This is a genomic window from Bradyrhizobium sp. USDA3010, assembly GCF_056429065.1.
This window is the reverse complement of sequence record NZ_JBWJZD010000002.1, coordinates 132,444-147,507: the sequence shown is the minus strand read 5'-3', so window position 1 is coordinate 147,507 and position 15,064 is coordinate 132,444. Positions and strand designations below refer to the sequence as shown.

General features: G+C 64.0%; 13 protein-coding genes. 6 read left to right on the top strand and 7 right to left on the bottom strand.

Annotation, left to right across the window (positions count from 1 at the left end; all coding sequences use genetic code 11):
* Positions 1-129 precede the first annotated feature (129 nt).
* The 3 genes from AC066Y_RS03660 to AC066Y_RS03650 all read left to right on the top strand — a co-directional run bounded on the left by AC066Y_RS03660 (position 130) and on the right by AC066Y_RS03650 (position 3,143).
* A complete protein-coding gene (locus AC066Y_RS03660) occupies positions 130-1,086 on the top strand; it encodes an AraC-like ligand-binding domain-containing protein (protein ID WP_478272708.1) in 957 nt (318 codons plus the stop codon).
* Positions 1,087-1,237: 151 nt separating this feature from the next.
* Positions 1,238-1,591: a PilZ domain-containing protein gene (locus tag AC066Y_RS03655; protein ID WP_478272707.1), complete on the top strand. Its 354-nt coding sequence runs from the start codon at positions 1,238-1,240 to the stop codon at positions 1,589-1,591.
* A 130-nt stretch (positions 1,592-1,721) separates the two neighbouring features.
* The gene (locus AC066Y_RS03650; RefSeq protein WP_478272706.1) at positions 1,722-3,143 is read left to right on the top strand and encodes an MFS transporter; all 1,422 of its coding nucleotides are present in this window, start codon (positions 1,722-1,724) and stop codon (positions 3,141-3,143) included.
* Positions 3,144-3,228: 85 nt separating this feature from the next.
* On the opposite strand, the gene clpA is transcribed toward AC066Y_RS03650, so the two are convergent.
* Together clpA and clpS are read right to left on the bottom strand one after the other, a co-directional pair.
* Positions 3,229-5,628 (bottom strand): ATP-dependent Clp protease ATP-binding subunit ClpA, encoded by a 2,400-nt coding sequence (gene clpA, locus AC066Y_RS03645; RefSeq protein WP_478272705.1) that lies wholly within the window; start codon positions 5,626-5,628, stop codon positions 3,229-3,231.
* A gap of 259 nt (positions 5,629-5,887) precedes the next feature.
* On the bottom strand, positions 5,888-6,220 hold the full coding sequence (clpS, locus tag AC066Y_RS03640; RefSeq protein ID WP_106318898.1) for an ATP-dependent Clp protease adapter ClpS: 333 nt from the start codon (positions 6,218-6,220) through the stop codon (positions 5,888-5,890).
* Positions 6,221-6,719: 499 nt separating this feature from the next.
* On the opposite strand from clpS, the gene AC066Y_RS03635 reads away from it, so the two are divergent.
* A complete protein-coding gene (locus AC066Y_RS03635) occupies positions 6,720-8,615 on the top strand; it encodes a TadE/TadG family type IV pilus assembly protein (protein WP_478272704.1) in 1,896 nt (631 codons plus the stop codon).
* A gap of 73 nt (positions 8,616-8,688) precedes the next feature.
* On the opposite strand, the gene AC066Y_RS03630 is transcribed toward AC066Y_RS03635, so the two are convergent.
* Entirely contained in the window at positions 8,689-9,024 is a 336-nt protein-coding gene (locus AC066Y_RS03630) for a phasin family protein (protein WP_021078275.1), read from the bottom strand.
* Positions 9,025-9,448: 424 nt separating this feature from the next.
* Here AC066Y_RS03630 and AC066Y_RS03625 point away from each other — a divergent pair, with 424 nt between their 5' ends.
* Complete coding sequence (locus AC066Y_RS03625; protein ID WP_478272703.1) at positions 9,449-11,242, top strand: serine hydrolase; 1,794 nt, start codon at positions 9,449-9,451, stop codon at positions 11,240-11,242.
* 243 nt (positions 11,243-11,485) lie between these two features.
* Here the strand turns inward: AC066Y_RS03625 and AC066Y_RS03620 are convergent, their stop codons facing one another.
* The gene (locus AC066Y_RS03620; RefSeq protein WP_478272702.1) at positions 11,486-12,205 is read right to left on the bottom strand and encodes a DnaJ domain-containing protein; all 720 of its coding nucleotides are present in this window, start codon (positions 12,203-12,205) and stop codon (positions 11,486-11,488) included.
* 129 nt (positions 12,206-12,334) lie between these two features.
* Here AC066Y_RS03620 and AC066Y_RS03615 point away from each other — a divergent pair, with 129 nt between their 5' ends.
* Complete coding sequence (locus AC066Y_RS03615) at positions 12,335-12,742, top strand: DUF302 domain-containing protein (RefSeq protein ID WP_478272701.1); 408 nt, start codon at positions 12,335-12,337, stop codon at positions 12,740-12,742.
* A gap of 13 nt (positions 12,743-12,755) precedes the next feature.
* Here AC066Y_RS03615 and AC066Y_RS03610 read toward each other — a convergent pair whose 3' ends face one another.
* The 3 genes from AC066Y_RS03610 to AC066Y_RS03600 form a co-directional block, all read right to left on the bottom strand.
* The gene (locus AC066Y_RS03610) at positions 12,756-13,496 is read right to left on the bottom strand and encodes a vWA domain-containing protein (RefSeq protein ID WP_478272700.1); all 741 of its coding nucleotides are present in this window, start codon (positions 13,494-13,496) and stop codon (positions 12,756-12,758) included.
* A 98-nt stretch (positions 13,497-13,594) separates the two neighbouring features.
* Entirely contained in the window at positions 13,595-14,536 is a 942-nt protein-coding gene (locus AC066Y_RS03605; protein WP_478272699.1) for an alpha/beta hydrolase family protein, read from the bottom strand.
* A 332-nt stretch (positions 14,537-14,868) separates the two neighbouring features.
* On the bottom strand, positions 14,869-15,057 hold the full coding sequence (locus tag AC066Y_RS03600) for an MmyB family transcriptional regulator (protein WP_478272986.1): 189 nt from the start codon (positions 15,055-15,057) through the stop codon (positions 14,869-14,871).
* Positions 15,058-15,064: the final 7 nt, after the last annotated feature.

Below are 15,064 nucleotides of genomic sequence, written 5' to 3'. Positions count from 1 at the left end.
GGGACCGGGAGCGCCGTTCGACCAGGACGGAAGGAAAATTCGACTGCGGAGGAGATTCCCCAGCCGTCCCCGGTACGAAGCTTGCTTTGTTTGCGTGGCCAGCGTTTGCACTCGTGAAGGGAGGAAATCATGCCGGCCCTGTTCACCACGGAAGGCGCGCCCACGCATCGGCGCCTCGCGCTCTGGCGGGACATCGTCTGCGACGTGTTCGTGCAACTCGACTGCAAGTCCGATCTCGGCACCGCCTTCCACGGCGCCATCACCAGCGCGCAACTCGGCGCGGTGAAATGCTCCGTCGTCTCGTCGGGCCGGCAACGGGTGCTGCGCACACCGTCACGGATCGCACGCACCAGCGAGGATTTTGTTCTGTTCGCGCTTGGCCAAAGTGGCGCGGGCGGCGTGGTGCAGGACGGCCGCGAGACCGTGATCCGGCCGGGCGAGTTTGCGTTCTACGACACCACCCGGCCGTACGAACTGCGCTTCGACGACGACTTCACGCAGACCATCTTCCAGGTGCCGCGCGCGATGCTGCACCGGCGCTTTGCCGGCACCCAAGGCCTGACGGCGACCACGTTCACATCGGATCGCCCGGTGCAGCGGCTCGCTTGGCAGTTCATCAGCGGGCTCTCCGAGATCGCCGACAAGCTCGATCCTGATAATGCGATCCGCCTCGCCGATCAGGCCGCCGACCTGCTCGCTATGGCGATCAGCGAGCGGCTCGGCGGCGCGGCGCTACCGGCTTCGACGCACCGCTCCGCCCTGCTCTACCGGCTGAAGGCGCATGTGCTCGCGCATCTGCCGAACCCCGAGCTCAGCCTCAGCGAAACCGCCGCGGCGCTCGGCATCTCGCCGCGCTACGTCAACAGCCTGCTGGCCGACGAGGACACCTCGTTCCAGCGCTTCGTGCTGGCGCAGCGGCTGGAGCGCTGCAAGCGCGACCTCGCCTCACCGGCACACGCGCATCGCCATATCGGCGAGGTCGCGTTCGCCTGGGGCTTTAACGATCTCTCGCATTTCGGCCGCGTATTCCGCGACCATTACGGCCTGTCGCCGCGTGATTGGCGGCAAAGTCGGGTGCCGAACTGACTTTTCGGATCGTTTGCGGCGCAAAATAGCCGGGAATCCTGACCTTCACAGATGCAAACAATTTACACTAACTACAACGGGTTCCGTTCGTACCCTTCTTTTCGCGGGTCCGGACCGGTACAGTCCTGCCATTCATTTAGGAGGATTTCCCATGCAGGACCGGCGCCAGAGCCCACGTGACAAGGTGTTTTACGGTGCGGTTGCGGAGATCAATGAGCGTGGCTCGACGATGGATTGCGTCGTCCGCAACATCAGCGAAGGCGGTGCCTGCGTCGAATTTGGCGATGCCACGCGGCTGCCCGAAGAGATGAATCTCAGCGTCGCGCGCAAGGGCCGCTCGTTCCTGGCGCGCATGATCTGGCGCCAGGCCAACAAGGTCGGCCTCGCGTTCCGGGTCATGACGTCGGATACCCCTGTGAGCGATCTTGACGAGCGGGTCCGCCGCAGCGAGATCAAGAAACGGCAGTTGCAGCGGCGGATCAAGGAACTGCTCGGCCAGGGCTGAGCGTCCTCCCGCAGCTCCCCGGCCGCGTTTGGATCGCGGCCGGCATCTGTCATTTCGGGGGTTGCAAAGGCCAGGTTAATCCAGCATCCGGTAACCCCGCCAATGCTGGAACCAAAGGCCATTTCACGACATGTCGTCCGCGATCATCGAGCATCCCGACGGGCTGCCGCAACCGCAGCGCAATTGGGCCATTCTCACGATCGCGCTCGGCCTCGTGATGGCGGTCGTCGACGGCTCGATCGCCAATGTTGCACTGCCGACCATCGCGCGGGATCTTGACGCCAGCCCCGCGTTCTCGATCTGGATCGTCAACGGCTATCAGCTGGCGATCACGATCTCGCTGCTGCCGCTCGCCTCGCTCGGCGAGATCGTCGGCTATCGCCGGGTCTATCTGGCGGGGCTGCTGCTGTTCACGCTGGCGTCGCTGTTCTGCGCGCTGGCGCATACGCTGCCGCTGCTGACCGTCGCCCGCATCCTGCAGGGGTTCGGCGCGGCCGGAATCCTCAGCGTCAATACTGCGCTGGTCCGCTTCATCTATCCGCATTCGCAGCTCGGCCGCGGCATCGGCGTCAACGCGCTGGTCGTCGCCGTCTCGGCTGCGGTCGGCCCGACCATCGCCTCGTTCATCCTGGCGGTCGGGACCTGGCCGTATCTGTTCGCCATCAATGTCCCGCTCGGCATCGTCACGCTGGCACTGGGCTGGCGCTTCCTGCCGCATACCAGACCCGCGGTCCACGCGTTCGACTGGCAGAGCGCCGCGATGAGCGCCATCGCATTCGGATTTGGCATCAGCGCGATCGACAGCGCCGGCCACGGCGAGGCGCTGTATCTCTGCGCGCTGGAATTCGCGATTGCCGCGGTCGCTTCCCATCTGCTGTACCGGCGGCAACAGAATCTGCCCTCGCCGCTGCTGCCCGTCGACCTCTTGCGGATCCCGATCTTCGCCCTGTCGATCGGCACGTCGATCGCCTCGTTCTGCGGGCAGATGCTGGCCTTCGTCGCGATGCCGTTCTATCTCGAGAACCACTTCGGATATTCGGCGGTGCAGATCGGCCTGCTGATCACGCCGTGGCCGATCGCAGTCGCATTCGCCGCGCCGATCGCGGGCTGGCTGGTCGAGCGTTACCCGGCCGGCCTGCTCGGCGGCATCGGCCTGCTGCTGTTCGCACTGGGTCTGGGCACGCTGGCGTTCATGCCGGCCAATTCGACGCCGATCGGCGTGATCTGGCGGATGGCGCTCGCCGGCGCAGGCTTCGGCCTGTTCCAGACCCCGAACAACCGCACCATGATCGCCGCCGCGCCGCGCGAGCGCTCCGGCGGCGCCAGCGGCATGCTCGGGACCGCGCGCCTGCTCGGACAGACCATCGGTGCCGCCTTGGTGGCGATGCTGCTGGCGCGCTATCCAGCCGACGGCACCAGGATCTCGCTGATGGTCGGCGTCGGCTTTGCCGTCGTGGGCGCTGTGCTGAGCACGCTGCGGCTGTCTTCGGCCGGCAGCCGCGGCGCCGACCAGGTGCGGGTCCATGAGGGCCAGCGCCTGAAGGGCGAGTGACGCTGCGCGGCAGAGCACCTCAGTCGCCCAACAAAAAGGCCGGCTGTTTTCAGCCGGCCCTTTCATTTGGTTGTTCGCTCGCGCCTCAGGCCTTGACCATCGGCCCCTTTGAGGCCGGCCCCTTGGTGCCGCCTCCGCCGCTCCCGCCCTTCGGCGGCTTGCGCTTGCGCGGCGGCAGGTTCTCGGGCTTCGGCGTGACCGGGCCCTCGACATATTCGAAGCCGATCTTGTCCTTGGCGGTCGCCTCGTCCTTGATCAGGACGACGCGGACGTGTCCGCCGCCCTTGAGCTGGCCGAACAGCACCTCATCCGCGAGCGGCTTCTTGATGTGCTCCTGGATGATCCGCGCCATCGGACGCGCGCCCATCTGCTCGTCATAGCCGTGCTCGATCAGCCAGGCTTTGGCGGGCTCGGACAGCTCGATCGTGACGTCGCGGTCGGCGAGTTGCGCCTCAAGCTGCAGCACGAACTTCTCGACCACCATGCCGATCACGTCGGCATTGAGGTGCGCGAAGGAGACGATCGCATCCAGCCGGTTGCGGAACTCGGGCGCGAACTGGCGGTTGATCGCCTCGTGGTCGTCACCTTCCCGCTTCGAGCGGGTGAAGCCGAAGGCCTGCCGCGCGAGGTCGGCCGCGCCCGCGTTCGTGGTCATGATCAGGATCACGTTGCGGAAGTTGACCTGTTTGCCGTTGTGGTCGGTGAGCCGGCCATGATCCATGATCTGCAGCAGCACATTGTACAGATCCGGATGCGCCTTCTCGATCTCGTCGAGCAGCACCACGCAATGCGGATGCTGGTCCACGCCATCGGTGAGCAGGCCGCCCTGGTCGAAGCCGACATAGCCGGGAGGCGCGCCGATCAGGCGCGACACAGTGTGCCGCTCCATGTATTCGGACATGTCAAAGCGGATCAGTTCGACGCCGAGCGAAGCCGCCAGCTGCTTTGCGACCTCGGTCTTGCCGACGCCGGTGGGACCCGAGAACAGATACGAGCCGATCGGCTTTTCCGGCTCGCGCAAGCCGGCTCGCGACAGCTTGATCGACGCAGCCAGCGCCTCGATCGCCTTGTCCTGGCCGAACACCGTGCGCTTCAGGGTCTGCTCGAGATGCTTCAGCACCTCGGCATCGTCCTTCGACACGCTCTTGGGCGGAATCCGCGCCATGGTCGCGATCGTGGTCTCGATCTCCTTGATGCCGATCGTCTTCTTGCGCTTGCTCTCGGCGACCAGCATCTGCGCCGCGCCGGACTCGTCGATCACGTCGATCGCCTTGTCGGGCAGCTTGCGGTCGTGGATGTAGCGCGACGACAGCTGCACCGCCGCCTCGATCGCCTCATTGGTGTATTTCAGCCGATGGTAATCCTCGAAATAGGGCTTCAGGCCCTTGAGGATCGCGATCGCGTCGTCCACCGTCGGCTCGTTGACGTCGATCTTCTGGAACCGCCGCACCAGCGCGCGGTCCTTCTCGAAGTGCTGACGATATTCCTTGTAGGTGGTCGAGCCCATGCAGCGGATCGTGCCCGAAGCCAGCGCCGGCTTCAGCAAATTGGACGCATCCATCGCGCCGCCGGAAGTGGCGCCGGCGCCGATCACGGTGTGGATCTCGTCGATGAACAGGATGGCGTTCGGATGCGCCTCGAGCTCCTTCAGGACCTGCTTCAGCCGCTCCTCGAAATCGCCGCGGTAGCGGGTACCGGCGAGCAGCGTGCCCATGTCGAGCGAGAACACGGTCGCGGCCGCCAGCACTTCCGGCACATCGCTGTCGACGATGCGCTTGGCGAGGCCTTCGGCGATCGCGGTCTTGCCGACGCCGGCTTCGCCGACGAACAGCGGGTTGTTCTTCTGACGGCGGCACAAGACCTGGATCGCACGGTTGATCTCGGCATTGCGGCCGATCACCGGATCGATCTTGCCGTCGCGCGCCTTCTTGTTGAGGTTGACGCAATAGGTGTCGAGCGCCTCGCCCTTCTTCTTGGCGTCCTCGTTGCCCTTGGTCTCGGTTTCCTCGTCGACGCCGCGCACCGGCCGCGCCTCGGAGACGCCGGGCCGCTTGGCGATGCCGTGGCTGATGTAGTTGACGGCGTCGTAGCGCGTCATGTCCTGCTCCTGCAGGAAATACGCGGCATGGCTCTCGCGCTCGGCGAAGATCGCGATCAGGACGTTGGCGCCGGTCACTTCCTCGCGACCGGACGACTGGACGTGAATCACCGCGCGCTGGATCACGCGCTGGAACCCGGCGGTCGGCTTCGCGTCGTCGGCGCCGTCCGTCACCAGGTTTTCGAATTCGGTCTCGAGATAATTGACGAGGCTGGTCCTCAGCTTGTCGAGATCGACGCTGCAGGCCCGCATCACCGCCGCCGCATCCGAGTCATCGATCAGCGACAGCAGAAGGTGTTCGAGCGTCGCGTATTGATGGTGACGCTCGTTCGCGATCGCCAATGCACGATGCAAGGATTGTTCTAGGCTTTGGGAAAAAGTAGGCATTCGCGTCCTCTATGGCCCCCGGCCATCATGATCGCCATTACCGGGTCAGGCAATAACAACCTTCGTGATCGCCATTGATATAGTTACGACGGATCGTGGCGAAAGACCGGTCCCGCGATGATGGTTTTCTTCTAAATTCGGGGCACCGGAACGTTGTCCGGCGGCGCCCCGTGATCATACGGGAACGCCGTTCGCTGCCTTCAAAAACGCGATGCAAGACCCGTTCCGCTTCCCGCGGCAGGTCAATCGTTCCCGCGAACTACTTCTTTTCCATCACACATTGCAGTGGATGCTGATGCTTGCGCGCAAAGTCCATGACTTGCGTCACCTTGGTCTCGGCGATCTCATAGGTAAACACGCCGCACTCACCGATCCCGTGATGATGAACGTGCAGCATGATCTTGGTCGCCGCCTCGGCGTCCTTGTTGAAGAATCGTTCCAGCACGTGAACCACGAACTCCATCGGCGTGTAGTCGTCGTTCAGGATCAGGACGCGATACAGGTTCGGGCGCTTGGTCTTCGGCTTGACCTTGGTGATGACCGAGGTCGATGGGCCGCTGCCCGCTCCATTGCGGTTGTCGTCATTGCTCATTTTCGGCACCGGCGCGGCGGACACCGCGGGCATGGCCGAAACCGGCTCGGAGATCGGGACTGTCAACGTGTATCGCAGCATGGCTCAGGCGTTCGAATTCCCCAGGGGAAACCGGTTGGCGATTGGAAGGTGGTCGCGATTGCCGCAAGACTGATCGCGGAACCCCCAGCAATGCTTTCCAGATTGCCGCTCCCGGTCCGATCCGGCGGCCGGATCGACCTCCCGAATATGGGCCTCACGACGCCCTGCCGCAAGCGCAGACCCGCCGCAGCCCACCGGTCCGATTCCCGGCGCGGCAACCCTCGGAAGGTTAATCATTTCTGCCTGATTTGACAAAGGACTAGGGCATCCAATTTAGCGGGCATTGAGGATAGCGCGTGCTTCTGCCCTGCTTTTGGCCGTCTGGGGGGCCGACCCGCCGGGTTTCAGTTTCCCGATTCACCATCTGTTTAGCCGCGCACGTCGAGATGGCCGCGCAATCCATTTTGACGAGAGCGCCATGCTTGGTTCAGCCATTTCCAATCGCGTCCGCGCGGCCGTCCGCCGGTTTTCCAGGGCAACCGACGGCAATGTCGCGGTGATCTTCACCTTCGCAATCCTGCCGATCCTCGCCTTCGTGGGCGCAGCGGTCGACTATACCCGCGCCAACAACGCCCGCACCGCGATGCAGTCGGCGCTCGATTCCACCGCGCTGATGCTGTCCAAGGATCTGACCATGGGCACCATCACGGCCGCGCAGATCCCGAGCAAGGCGCAGACCTATTTCAACAGCCTCTTCACCAACAAGGACGGCCAGGGCATTGCAATCTCGGCCACCTATACGACCCCGACCTCGAGCGCAGCCGCGACCATTCTCCTGAGCGGGTCCGGCTACATCAACACCTATTTCATGAAGTTTGCCGATCTGTCCGGCGGCAATTTCCAGAAAATGAACTTCGGTACCTCGACCACCACCACCTGGGGCAACGTCAAGATGCGCGTCGCGCTGGCCCTCGACAACACGGGATCGATGAGCCAGAACGGCAAGATTACCGCGCTGCGAAACGCGGTGGCCGGAACCGGCGGCCTGATCGACCAGCTCAGCGCGCTCAGCAAGAACAACGGCGACGTCTACATCTCCGTCATTCCGTTCGCCAAGGTCGTCAACCTCGGCGCCAGCAACTATACGCAGAACTACATCGACTGGACCGACTGGCTCAATCCTCCGACTGCGCAACCCAACAACGGCAGTACCCGGGCAACGCTGCCCATGAACTGGCACGCGGTGGGACCGGGTGCACGATGCCCCTGGACCAACAGCAACGGCGGCTTCACCTGCACGAAGGGCCCGACCAGTTCGTCCAACACGACCTACATCCCCTCGAGCGGGACCTATTCGGGCTACATTTGCCCGAGCGTCGATTACAATTCGCACACGAAGTACAATGGCTGCTGGGTCAGCACGCCAGCCGGCACTGGCGTATTTTGCACCGGCTCGAACTCGTGTGCATGCCCCACCGACTCCACGGGCAATCCTGTGAGTGGCTGCAGTTGCGGCACCAAGAACGGGGTCTATTCGTGCACCGGCAATCTGTATACCCATGACTGGACGCAGCCGGGCCCCAACGACACGGTCGACAACAAGAACCAGCCGCGGGTTACCGCCGTCGTCGGATGGACCAACAACCAATGGACGTCGACCAACCAGACGCCAACCGTGGTGAACAACTGGCAGCAACCCTCCACCAACCCGATCAGCACATGGACAGGCTGCATCACCGACCGCACCCAGCCGAACGATGCGACCGGCGTACTACCGAATACATCCGACGTCACCACGCTGTTTCCAGCCAACGAGTACTATGAAAACAGCACGGCCTATTGCAACAGCAGCGTCTCGACGCCGCTCGAGCCGATCATCCCGCTGAGCTACAACTGGAGCGCGCTCAAGACTGCGGTCAACGCCATGCAGCCGACCGGCGGCACCGACCAATCGGTTGGCCTCGCCTGGGCGTGGCAATCGCTTCTGGTGGGCGGTCCGCTGAACGCGCCGGCGGAGGACTCCAACACCACCTACAACCGCGTCATCATCATTCTTTCCGACGGCCTGAACACCGAGGACCGCTGGCCCGACTATGGCGACGGCAGCAGCCAGGCGTCCGGCAATCCGATCGATGCACGGCAGACCTTGCAGTGCCAGAATCTGCAGAACGCGAGGGATGCCAACGGTGCGCCGCTGTACACGATCTACGCCATCCAGGTGAACACGAGCACGCCCGCCGATCCGACCTCGACCGTCCTGAAGAACTGCGCCAGCAGCCCCGACAAGTTCTACATGCTGACCAGCTCGACCCAGATCCTGACGACGTTCAACACGATCGGAACTGCTCTCAGCAAGCTGCGGCTGGCGAAATAACCGCCCGCTTCAGGCGCAACAAAAAAGCCCGGCCGAAACGGCCGGGCTTTTCGTTTGTCTTGGTCAGTAGCGCTTACTGAGCGGGAGCGAACTTGGAGACCAGGCCCTCGTAGGGCTTGAAGGTCTGCTTGGCGCAGTCGCTGTACAGGCCGGCGATCTTCTGCGATTCCGCGACGAAGGTCTCGTAGGACGAGCGCAGGTACTCGGTTTGCGCCTCGAGCGCCTTGTCCAGCGACTTCACGCCCGACAGCTTCTCGACGAACGACTTGGTGTCCTCAAACGACTTCTTGGCGTAGTCGCCATAGGCGGTGGCGATCGCCTGGACGCCGCTCTGCAGGTTGTTCGCAGACGCAGTGACGGACTCGAAATGCTCTTTGCCGTAGTTCTGAATGTCTTCGATCTTGACCATGGATTGGAATTCCTTTTCCCAGACTTGAAGGCGCAAATTCCCATTGCCGGGAAGCTCCCGGCCCCCTGACAACGATTGGAATATCGCATTGCACAATAGAGTCAATAAATATTGTGCGACGCACAACGATATTTGCCCGAATCCTGAGCATTTGCGATAAACCCCGGGGGGCTACGCAACGGTTGCTTAATCTTTTGGAAACTCGGTCCGCCTAACCTGATTCCTGGACTTTGTTCGCCTTCCGACGGGCAGCCTTGAAAGCTGTTTGTGAACAACACCTTAGCTAGAAGAGCGACCTGAGCCGCCACGAGGGCAGATGGTTCTGCCCGAAGTGGTCTGTTGCGCAGGCAAGGATCGACGGCCGCCGGGCACAATTTCGCCTCACGAGCCAGTGATCTAGATAGAAATTGGGACGGGGAAGTAGATGCTTCGAACAACCTTGGCCTCCTCGCGGGCGCTGCGAGTTGGCGTTCTTGGGCTCGTTACCGTCACGACGGCGATCCTGATCACCAGTGATAGCGCGGAGGCGCGCCGTCACCGGCGCCACGCCGCCCGCCACCACCACAGCGAGGCCGCGCGCGAAAGCTACAGCCCGCAATTCGCGTCGATCATCGTCGACGGCAACACCGGCTCGGTGCTGACGTCGAACAGTCCCGACGGCCTGCGGCACCCCGCCTCGCTCACCAAGATCATGACGCTCTATCTGCTGTTCGAGCGCCTCGATTCCGGAAAGATGAAGCTCGACACCGAGTTGCCGGTTTCCGAGCATGCCTCCGAGCAGGACCCGACCAAGCTCGGCCTGCGACCCGGCCAGACCATCAGGGTCGAAGACGCCATCAAGGGTCTCGTCACCCGCTCCGCCAATGACGCCGCAGTCGTGATCGCCGAGGCGATCGGCGGCAGCGAAGACGACTTCGCCCGGATGATGACCCGTAAGGCCCGCGCGCTCGGCATGAGCCGGACCACCTATCGCAACGCCTCGGGTCTGCCCAACGACGAGCAGATCACCACCGCGCGCGATCAGTCGACGCTCGGTCGCGCTATCCAGGATCGTTTCCCGCGCTACTATCGCTACTTCTCGACCACGGCGTTCAATTTCCGCGGCCACACGATCACCGGTCACAATCGCCTGCTCGGCAGCGTCGAAGGCGTCGACGGCATCAAGACCGGTTACACCCGCGCCTCCGGCTTCAACCTCGTGACCTCGATCCACCGCGGCAATCGCTTCCTGGTCGGCGTGGTGCTCGGCGGCCGCAGCGGCGGCTCCCGCGACGCCATCATGCGCAACCTCCTGGCCGAGAACATCGGCAAGGGCGCGACCACCCGCACGGCCGCCGCGATCACCGAGCGCAACCCGGCCGACGCCAATGTCGAGGTTGCCGATGCCGACAACGCCCGCAGCGCGGACACCGCGCCGGTCGCGGCGTCGGAGCCCGCCGCGGCAGCCGTCGCGGTGCAGGCGCCGCGCCCGGCCAGCAAGCCCTCGCTGATGGCGGCCGTCGCCGCCGCGCTGCCGCCACCCCCGGCGAAGCCTGAGCCGCAGGCCAAGCCCGAGCCGGCCCCGCTGACCTCGGGCGTGATCCAGACCCAGCCGATCGCCGCGATCCCCGGCTCGGCCGAACCGATGAAGCCGGTCAAGGTGAAGACCGTGCAGGTCAAGGCCGGCCCGATCAAGCTTGCCGCCGCCGGCCCGGCACAGTCCGCGCCCCCGATCACCAGCACCATCCCGTCGCGCGGCGAAGTTCCCGAGACCTCCAATGCGATGATGGCGCGGGCCGCCGAGACCTCGAGGCCCGAGATGCCGCCGCAGCCGGCCAATTTCGGCACCGGCAACGGCATCCTCGGCGTGCTGCCGGCCTCGTCCGTCCATGCACCGGCCGCCGCCCCGGCACCGCAGACCGTGGCCTCGATCGAACCGACCCGCAGCCTGCAGGCCGCGCCGCAGACCAGCGTCGTCAAGCCGGGCGCCGCGCATTCCGGCTGGATCATCCAGGTTGGCGCGCTCGAGTCCGAAGGCGAGGCCAACAAGCGCATCGACCTCGCGCGCAGCTCGGCCCGCGGCCTCCTCAGCAAGGCGGACCCGTTCACCGAGGTCGTGGCCAAGGACAATCGCAAGCTCTACCGCGCCCGCTTTGCCGGCCTCGAGCGCGATCAGGCCGAAGCGGCGTGCAAGACGCTGAAGCGCGCCGAGATCTCCTGCATCACCGTTCGCAACTGATCGACAGCAACGGCTGATTTCAAAGGGCCGGCGCCGCAAGCGCCGGCCCTTTTGCTTTGCAGGCCGCCGCGTCAACGACCGGCATTTCCGCGCGCGGCGCGACCATGAAACTTCTCGTCAAGCTTTTACGGTTAAGTTTTCCCGAAAGAACGATCGGCCACGCCGGACAGCGGCGGGCCACACGGGGCATCAATCAGAAACGGAAGGCAGCTCTCGGCTGTGGCGTCAGTAGCGTAGCCGGAGTTAGAGATGCGTGCGAAGCAGAGTATCCTTGGCCTCGTTCACACGGGCAGCGAGATACGTCGAGCCCCCCTGGTCGGGATGGAGTTTCTTCATCAGGGTGCGGTGAGCCCGGCTGATGTCGTCACGCGACGCTCCCGGCTGCAGGCCAAGGATCTGATAGGCCTCCTCGTTCGTCATTTTGCCACTCGTCGCCGCGCGGCCCTGCCCCCCTGCCCGGTCGCCCTGTGCGTCCTGACGCCAGGCGGGAAAGCGGCGGTCCAGATAGCTTTCAAGTAGCGCGACGCTTTCGGCGTCGAAGCTCGGGACCATCGCCAGAAGCTGCGACAGGTCGAACTCGTCGAGCATGCGGCCGGCCTGCGGTCCCGCCACGATCTGGCCCTTGAGCACGCCGCTGTCGTGATCGAGGCTCATGTCGAGATATTGCGAGCGCACCCGCGAGCTTTGTCCCTGATTGCGCGAACCGCCGAACATGCCGCCGAAATTGGGAAAGCCGGTGCTCCCGAACGGCGACCAGCCGAGCAGTCCGGCGCCGAAGATGCCGAGCGGGATTGCGACTGCCAGTTCGCCCCGCACGCCGGTAAAGGCCGCAACGGCAAGCGCGACCACGCCGCCCACGATCTTGATCGCACGCGCAAGCACGGCCGGATTGGCCGCACGAAACATCTGCAGTGCGGAATAAAGGATGACAATTGCGACGACGCCGGCGATCAGGGTTGGCATGCGCGGAATATAGGCGGCCCGGCGGCAAAAAGCATGCGAAGCTTCGTCTCACTGGAGCGTGAAGCGCCCTCGCGTGGCGCCGCCCCCTGCGATTGAGCAGCTTGCGGCAATCGCGCTGGAGGAAGCTTGATGGCGATTGACGGACTGATCAGCCTTCGCAGCCATGTGGGGCCGAAGCAAACCGCCGACCGGCTCAAGGCCGAATTGCAGGCGCGGGGGCTGACCTTGCTCGCCCAGATCGATCATGCCGCGGGCGCCGCCGGCGCCGGCCTTGCGCTCCGTCCGACCGAGCTGTTCGTATTTGGCAACGCGAAGGGCGGCACGCCGTTGATGCAGGCTGCGCAGACGATCGGGATCGATCTGCCGCTCAAGGCTCTGGTCTGGCAGGACGAAGCCGGCGACTGCTGGCTCTCCTACAATGATCCGGCCTGGCTCGCCGAACGGCATTGCGTCGCGGAAGCGACCGGACAGGTCACGGCCAACATGTCGGCGCTGCTCGCCGCGATTGCTAAAGCCGTGACGTCGGGCGGAGCCTGACCCGCTAGGCGGCCTATTTCATCTGGCCGATCAGCCTGGCCGCGCCGCTCGTCGTCTTCGCCAGTTGCAGCAGCGCCTCGCGGCCGCCGGCAGCATAGGCTGCAGCGGCGCGCAGCAGCTCGCGGAGTTGTGCCGCCGCGCCGGGATCGAACCTGCACCATGCGCCGCCGGTCAGCCGCGCGATCTCGCGAAACGTCTGCTCGGCAGTCGCATCCGCGCCCTCCTGGAACATGAAGACCGGCACCTTGAGCAGGCCGAGCTCACCGGCGCTTGCGCACAGCGCGTCGGCGTTCTCCTCCATCGCGTCTCCCACGAACACGAGCGCGCGCACGCCTGCCGCAACCGCCTCGCGGCGGGTCTCCGACAACACCTTGCCGATCTGGGTATTGCCGCCCTGGCAGTCGATCTTGCTCATCAGCCGCGCGAGCTGCGCGCTGTCGGAGATCCAGCCCGACGCGCGACACTCGTTGAAGCCGCGATAGTAGACGAGGCGGATATCGAGGCTGCCGAGCGAGCCGGCCTCGCGGAACATGTCCGCCTGCAGCGTGCACGCCATGTCCCATGTCGGCTGCCGGCTCATCGTGGCGTCGAGCGCGAACACCAGCCTGCCGCGTGCGCCGGCGCGATGCGGCGACATCGCGCGAGCCTTCGCCACGAACGCGGCGATGTCATTGGCGCTCGACGCCGGCACGCCAGGCGAATCGACCGGGCGCACGTCGCTTCCGGATGTCGGTTTGATCGTCTTGCCAGCCATCAGCGCTTGCCTCGTACAGCAAACACTATGTGGGCCGCGGCATCGGATTGGTCAACGTGACGCGCCCGCCGGCCCGGATCGGATCCCGGGCGGCCCTGTCAGTTCGTGACCGACGGAACCTTCTTGGTCTCGGTCTTGGTCAGCGAGAGCGATTTCTTGATCTTCTCGCCGAAGGTCTGAGGCTTTTCGACCGGCACGTAGAGCGAGACGGGACCCGGCTCCAGAATCTTTGGCGGCGCATTCCTGGTGTCGACCGGTGCGACATCGCTGTCGGTGTCGGCCAGGAATTTATCGAGCATTGCCTGGATCGAGTCCTTGGCCTTCTCGGGTCCGGTGTCGCGCATGTCGTTGTGCTGGAAGTTGGTGTTCACGACGGTGATACCGGCCTTTTCGCACTGCTCCTCGTCCGGCACCACGCCGGGATCGGGCTTGAACTGCGAGTCATGCGAGCGGAACGACAGGATCTTGAACTTGCCGTCGGTCATGAACGGCACGCGCAGATTGTCCAGCGTGACGACCTTCTTGATCTCGTCCGGATACTGCTTGGCGAAATACATCGCGATGTCGCCGCCATTGGAATGGCCGACCATCGTCAGCTTGCTGTAGTCCGCGTTCGGCTGACGCTTCTTCATCTCCTCGATCGCGAATTTGATGTTGGTGATGCCGCGCTGATACTGTGGCAGGCGCCCGACATAGAGCTCGCCGACCTTGGTCACCATCGGTCCATCCGACGGCAGGTCGTTCTGAATGCTGATGGTCAGATAGCCGCGCGCCGCGAACACGTTCGCGAGGAAGGAATATTCGGTAAATTTGACGGTATTGCCATGATTGAGGATCGCAACCGGGAGCTTGATCATGCCGGCGTCGGCCTGCATCTCCTTGTCGAAGCGCACGGCGACGTCGACCGCGACCGGCCGCTCATCGCGGGTCGGATCCTTGAACATGAGAGTTTCGTGACGGATCGCCCACTTGCTCGCGGTGAAATACGCACCCGTGATCACTACGGAGAGCGAAAGCAGAACGAGAATTCCACGCTTCATGACGTCCTCGAGGTGCCCGCCTTTACAGGGCGATTTTGGCCGGAGGCTCTTCGGCCTCCTTTTGAGAATATATGTCACAGCGCCGTGACAGGAAGTCCAAATATTGTGGCTTCGGTGGCATAACGTTGTGCGCCGCACCTATAGTTTGTGCAGATGCACACGCCTTACCGCGACGGCTCGTTCTCTCCTCTGTTCGTCAACGTGAGTTCCCAAGGTGGCGTTCAAGCCCTGGATCGCCCTTGGATCCACGTTGAGGAGAAACTGGATTTCGGCTGCTTTGTTCCGGCTTTTTTGGCCCCGGTGTGGCCGAAATCACCGGAAAACCACGGATTTCAACCGATTTCGGTGGAGATGATCAGCTTCAGGCTAGGATCGTCGTTGGCCTGGAAGCTGGCGTACTCAAAATTGAGCCTGCCGCGCCTAGGGTGGCTGAGCACCTTCCGCCCGGCGATGCTGCTGCTGACATCATGGGTTCCCCACCAGGCATCGAACTCGGGACAGCCTTGGCGGAGCCTTGCCAGCAGGTCG

Bases quoted from the DNA above. Each gene is read 5' to 3' on its own strand.
- AC066Y_RS03660 (WP_478272708.1), top strand. From the start codon at position 130: ATGCCGGCCCTGTTCACCACGGAAGGCGCGCCCACGCATCGGCGCCTC.
- AC066Y_RS03655 (WP_478272707.1), top strand. From the start codon at position 1,238: ATGCAGGACCGGCGCCAGAGCCCACGTGACAAGGTGTTTTACGGTGCG.
- AC066Y_RS03650 (WP_478272706.1), top strand. From the start codon at position 1,722: ATGTCGTCCGCGATCATCGAGCATCCCGACGGGCTGCCGCAACCGCAG.
- clpA (WP_478272705.1), bottom strand. From the start codon at position 5,628: ATGCCTACTTTTTCCCAAAGCCTAGAACAATCCTTGCATCGTGCATTG.
- clpS (WP_106318898.1), bottom strand. From the start codon at position 6,220: ATGAGCAATGACGACAACCGCAATGGAGCGGGCAGCGGCCCATCGACC.
- AC066Y_RS03635 (WP_478272704.1), top strand. From the start codon at position 6,720: ATGCTTGGTTCAGCCATTTCCAATCGCGTCCGCGCGGCCGTCCGCCGG.
- AC066Y_RS03630 (WP_021078275.1), bottom strand. From the start codon at position 9,024: ATGGTCAAGATCGAAGACATTCAGAACTACGGCAAAGAGCATTTCGAG.
- AC066Y_RS03625 (WP_478272703.1), top strand. From the start codon at position 9,449: ATGCTTCGAACAACCTTGGCCTCCTCGCGGGCGCTGCGAGTTGGCGTT.
- AC066Y_RS03620 (WP_478272702.1), bottom strand. From the start codon at position 12,205: ATGCCAACCCTGATCGCCGGCGTCGTCGCAATTGTCATCCTTTATTCC.
- AC066Y_RS03615 (WP_478272701.1), top strand. From the start codon at position 12,335: ATGGCGATTGACGGACTGATCAGCCTTCGCAGCCATGTGGGGCCGAAG.
- AC066Y_RS03610 (WP_478272700.1), bottom strand. From the start codon at position 13,496: ATGGCTGGCAAGACGATCAAACCGACATCCGGAAGCGACGTGCGCCCG.
- AC066Y_RS03605 (WP_478272699.1), bottom strand. From the start codon at position 14,536: ATGAAGCGTGGAATTCTCGTTCTGCTTTCGCTCTCCGTAGTGATCACG.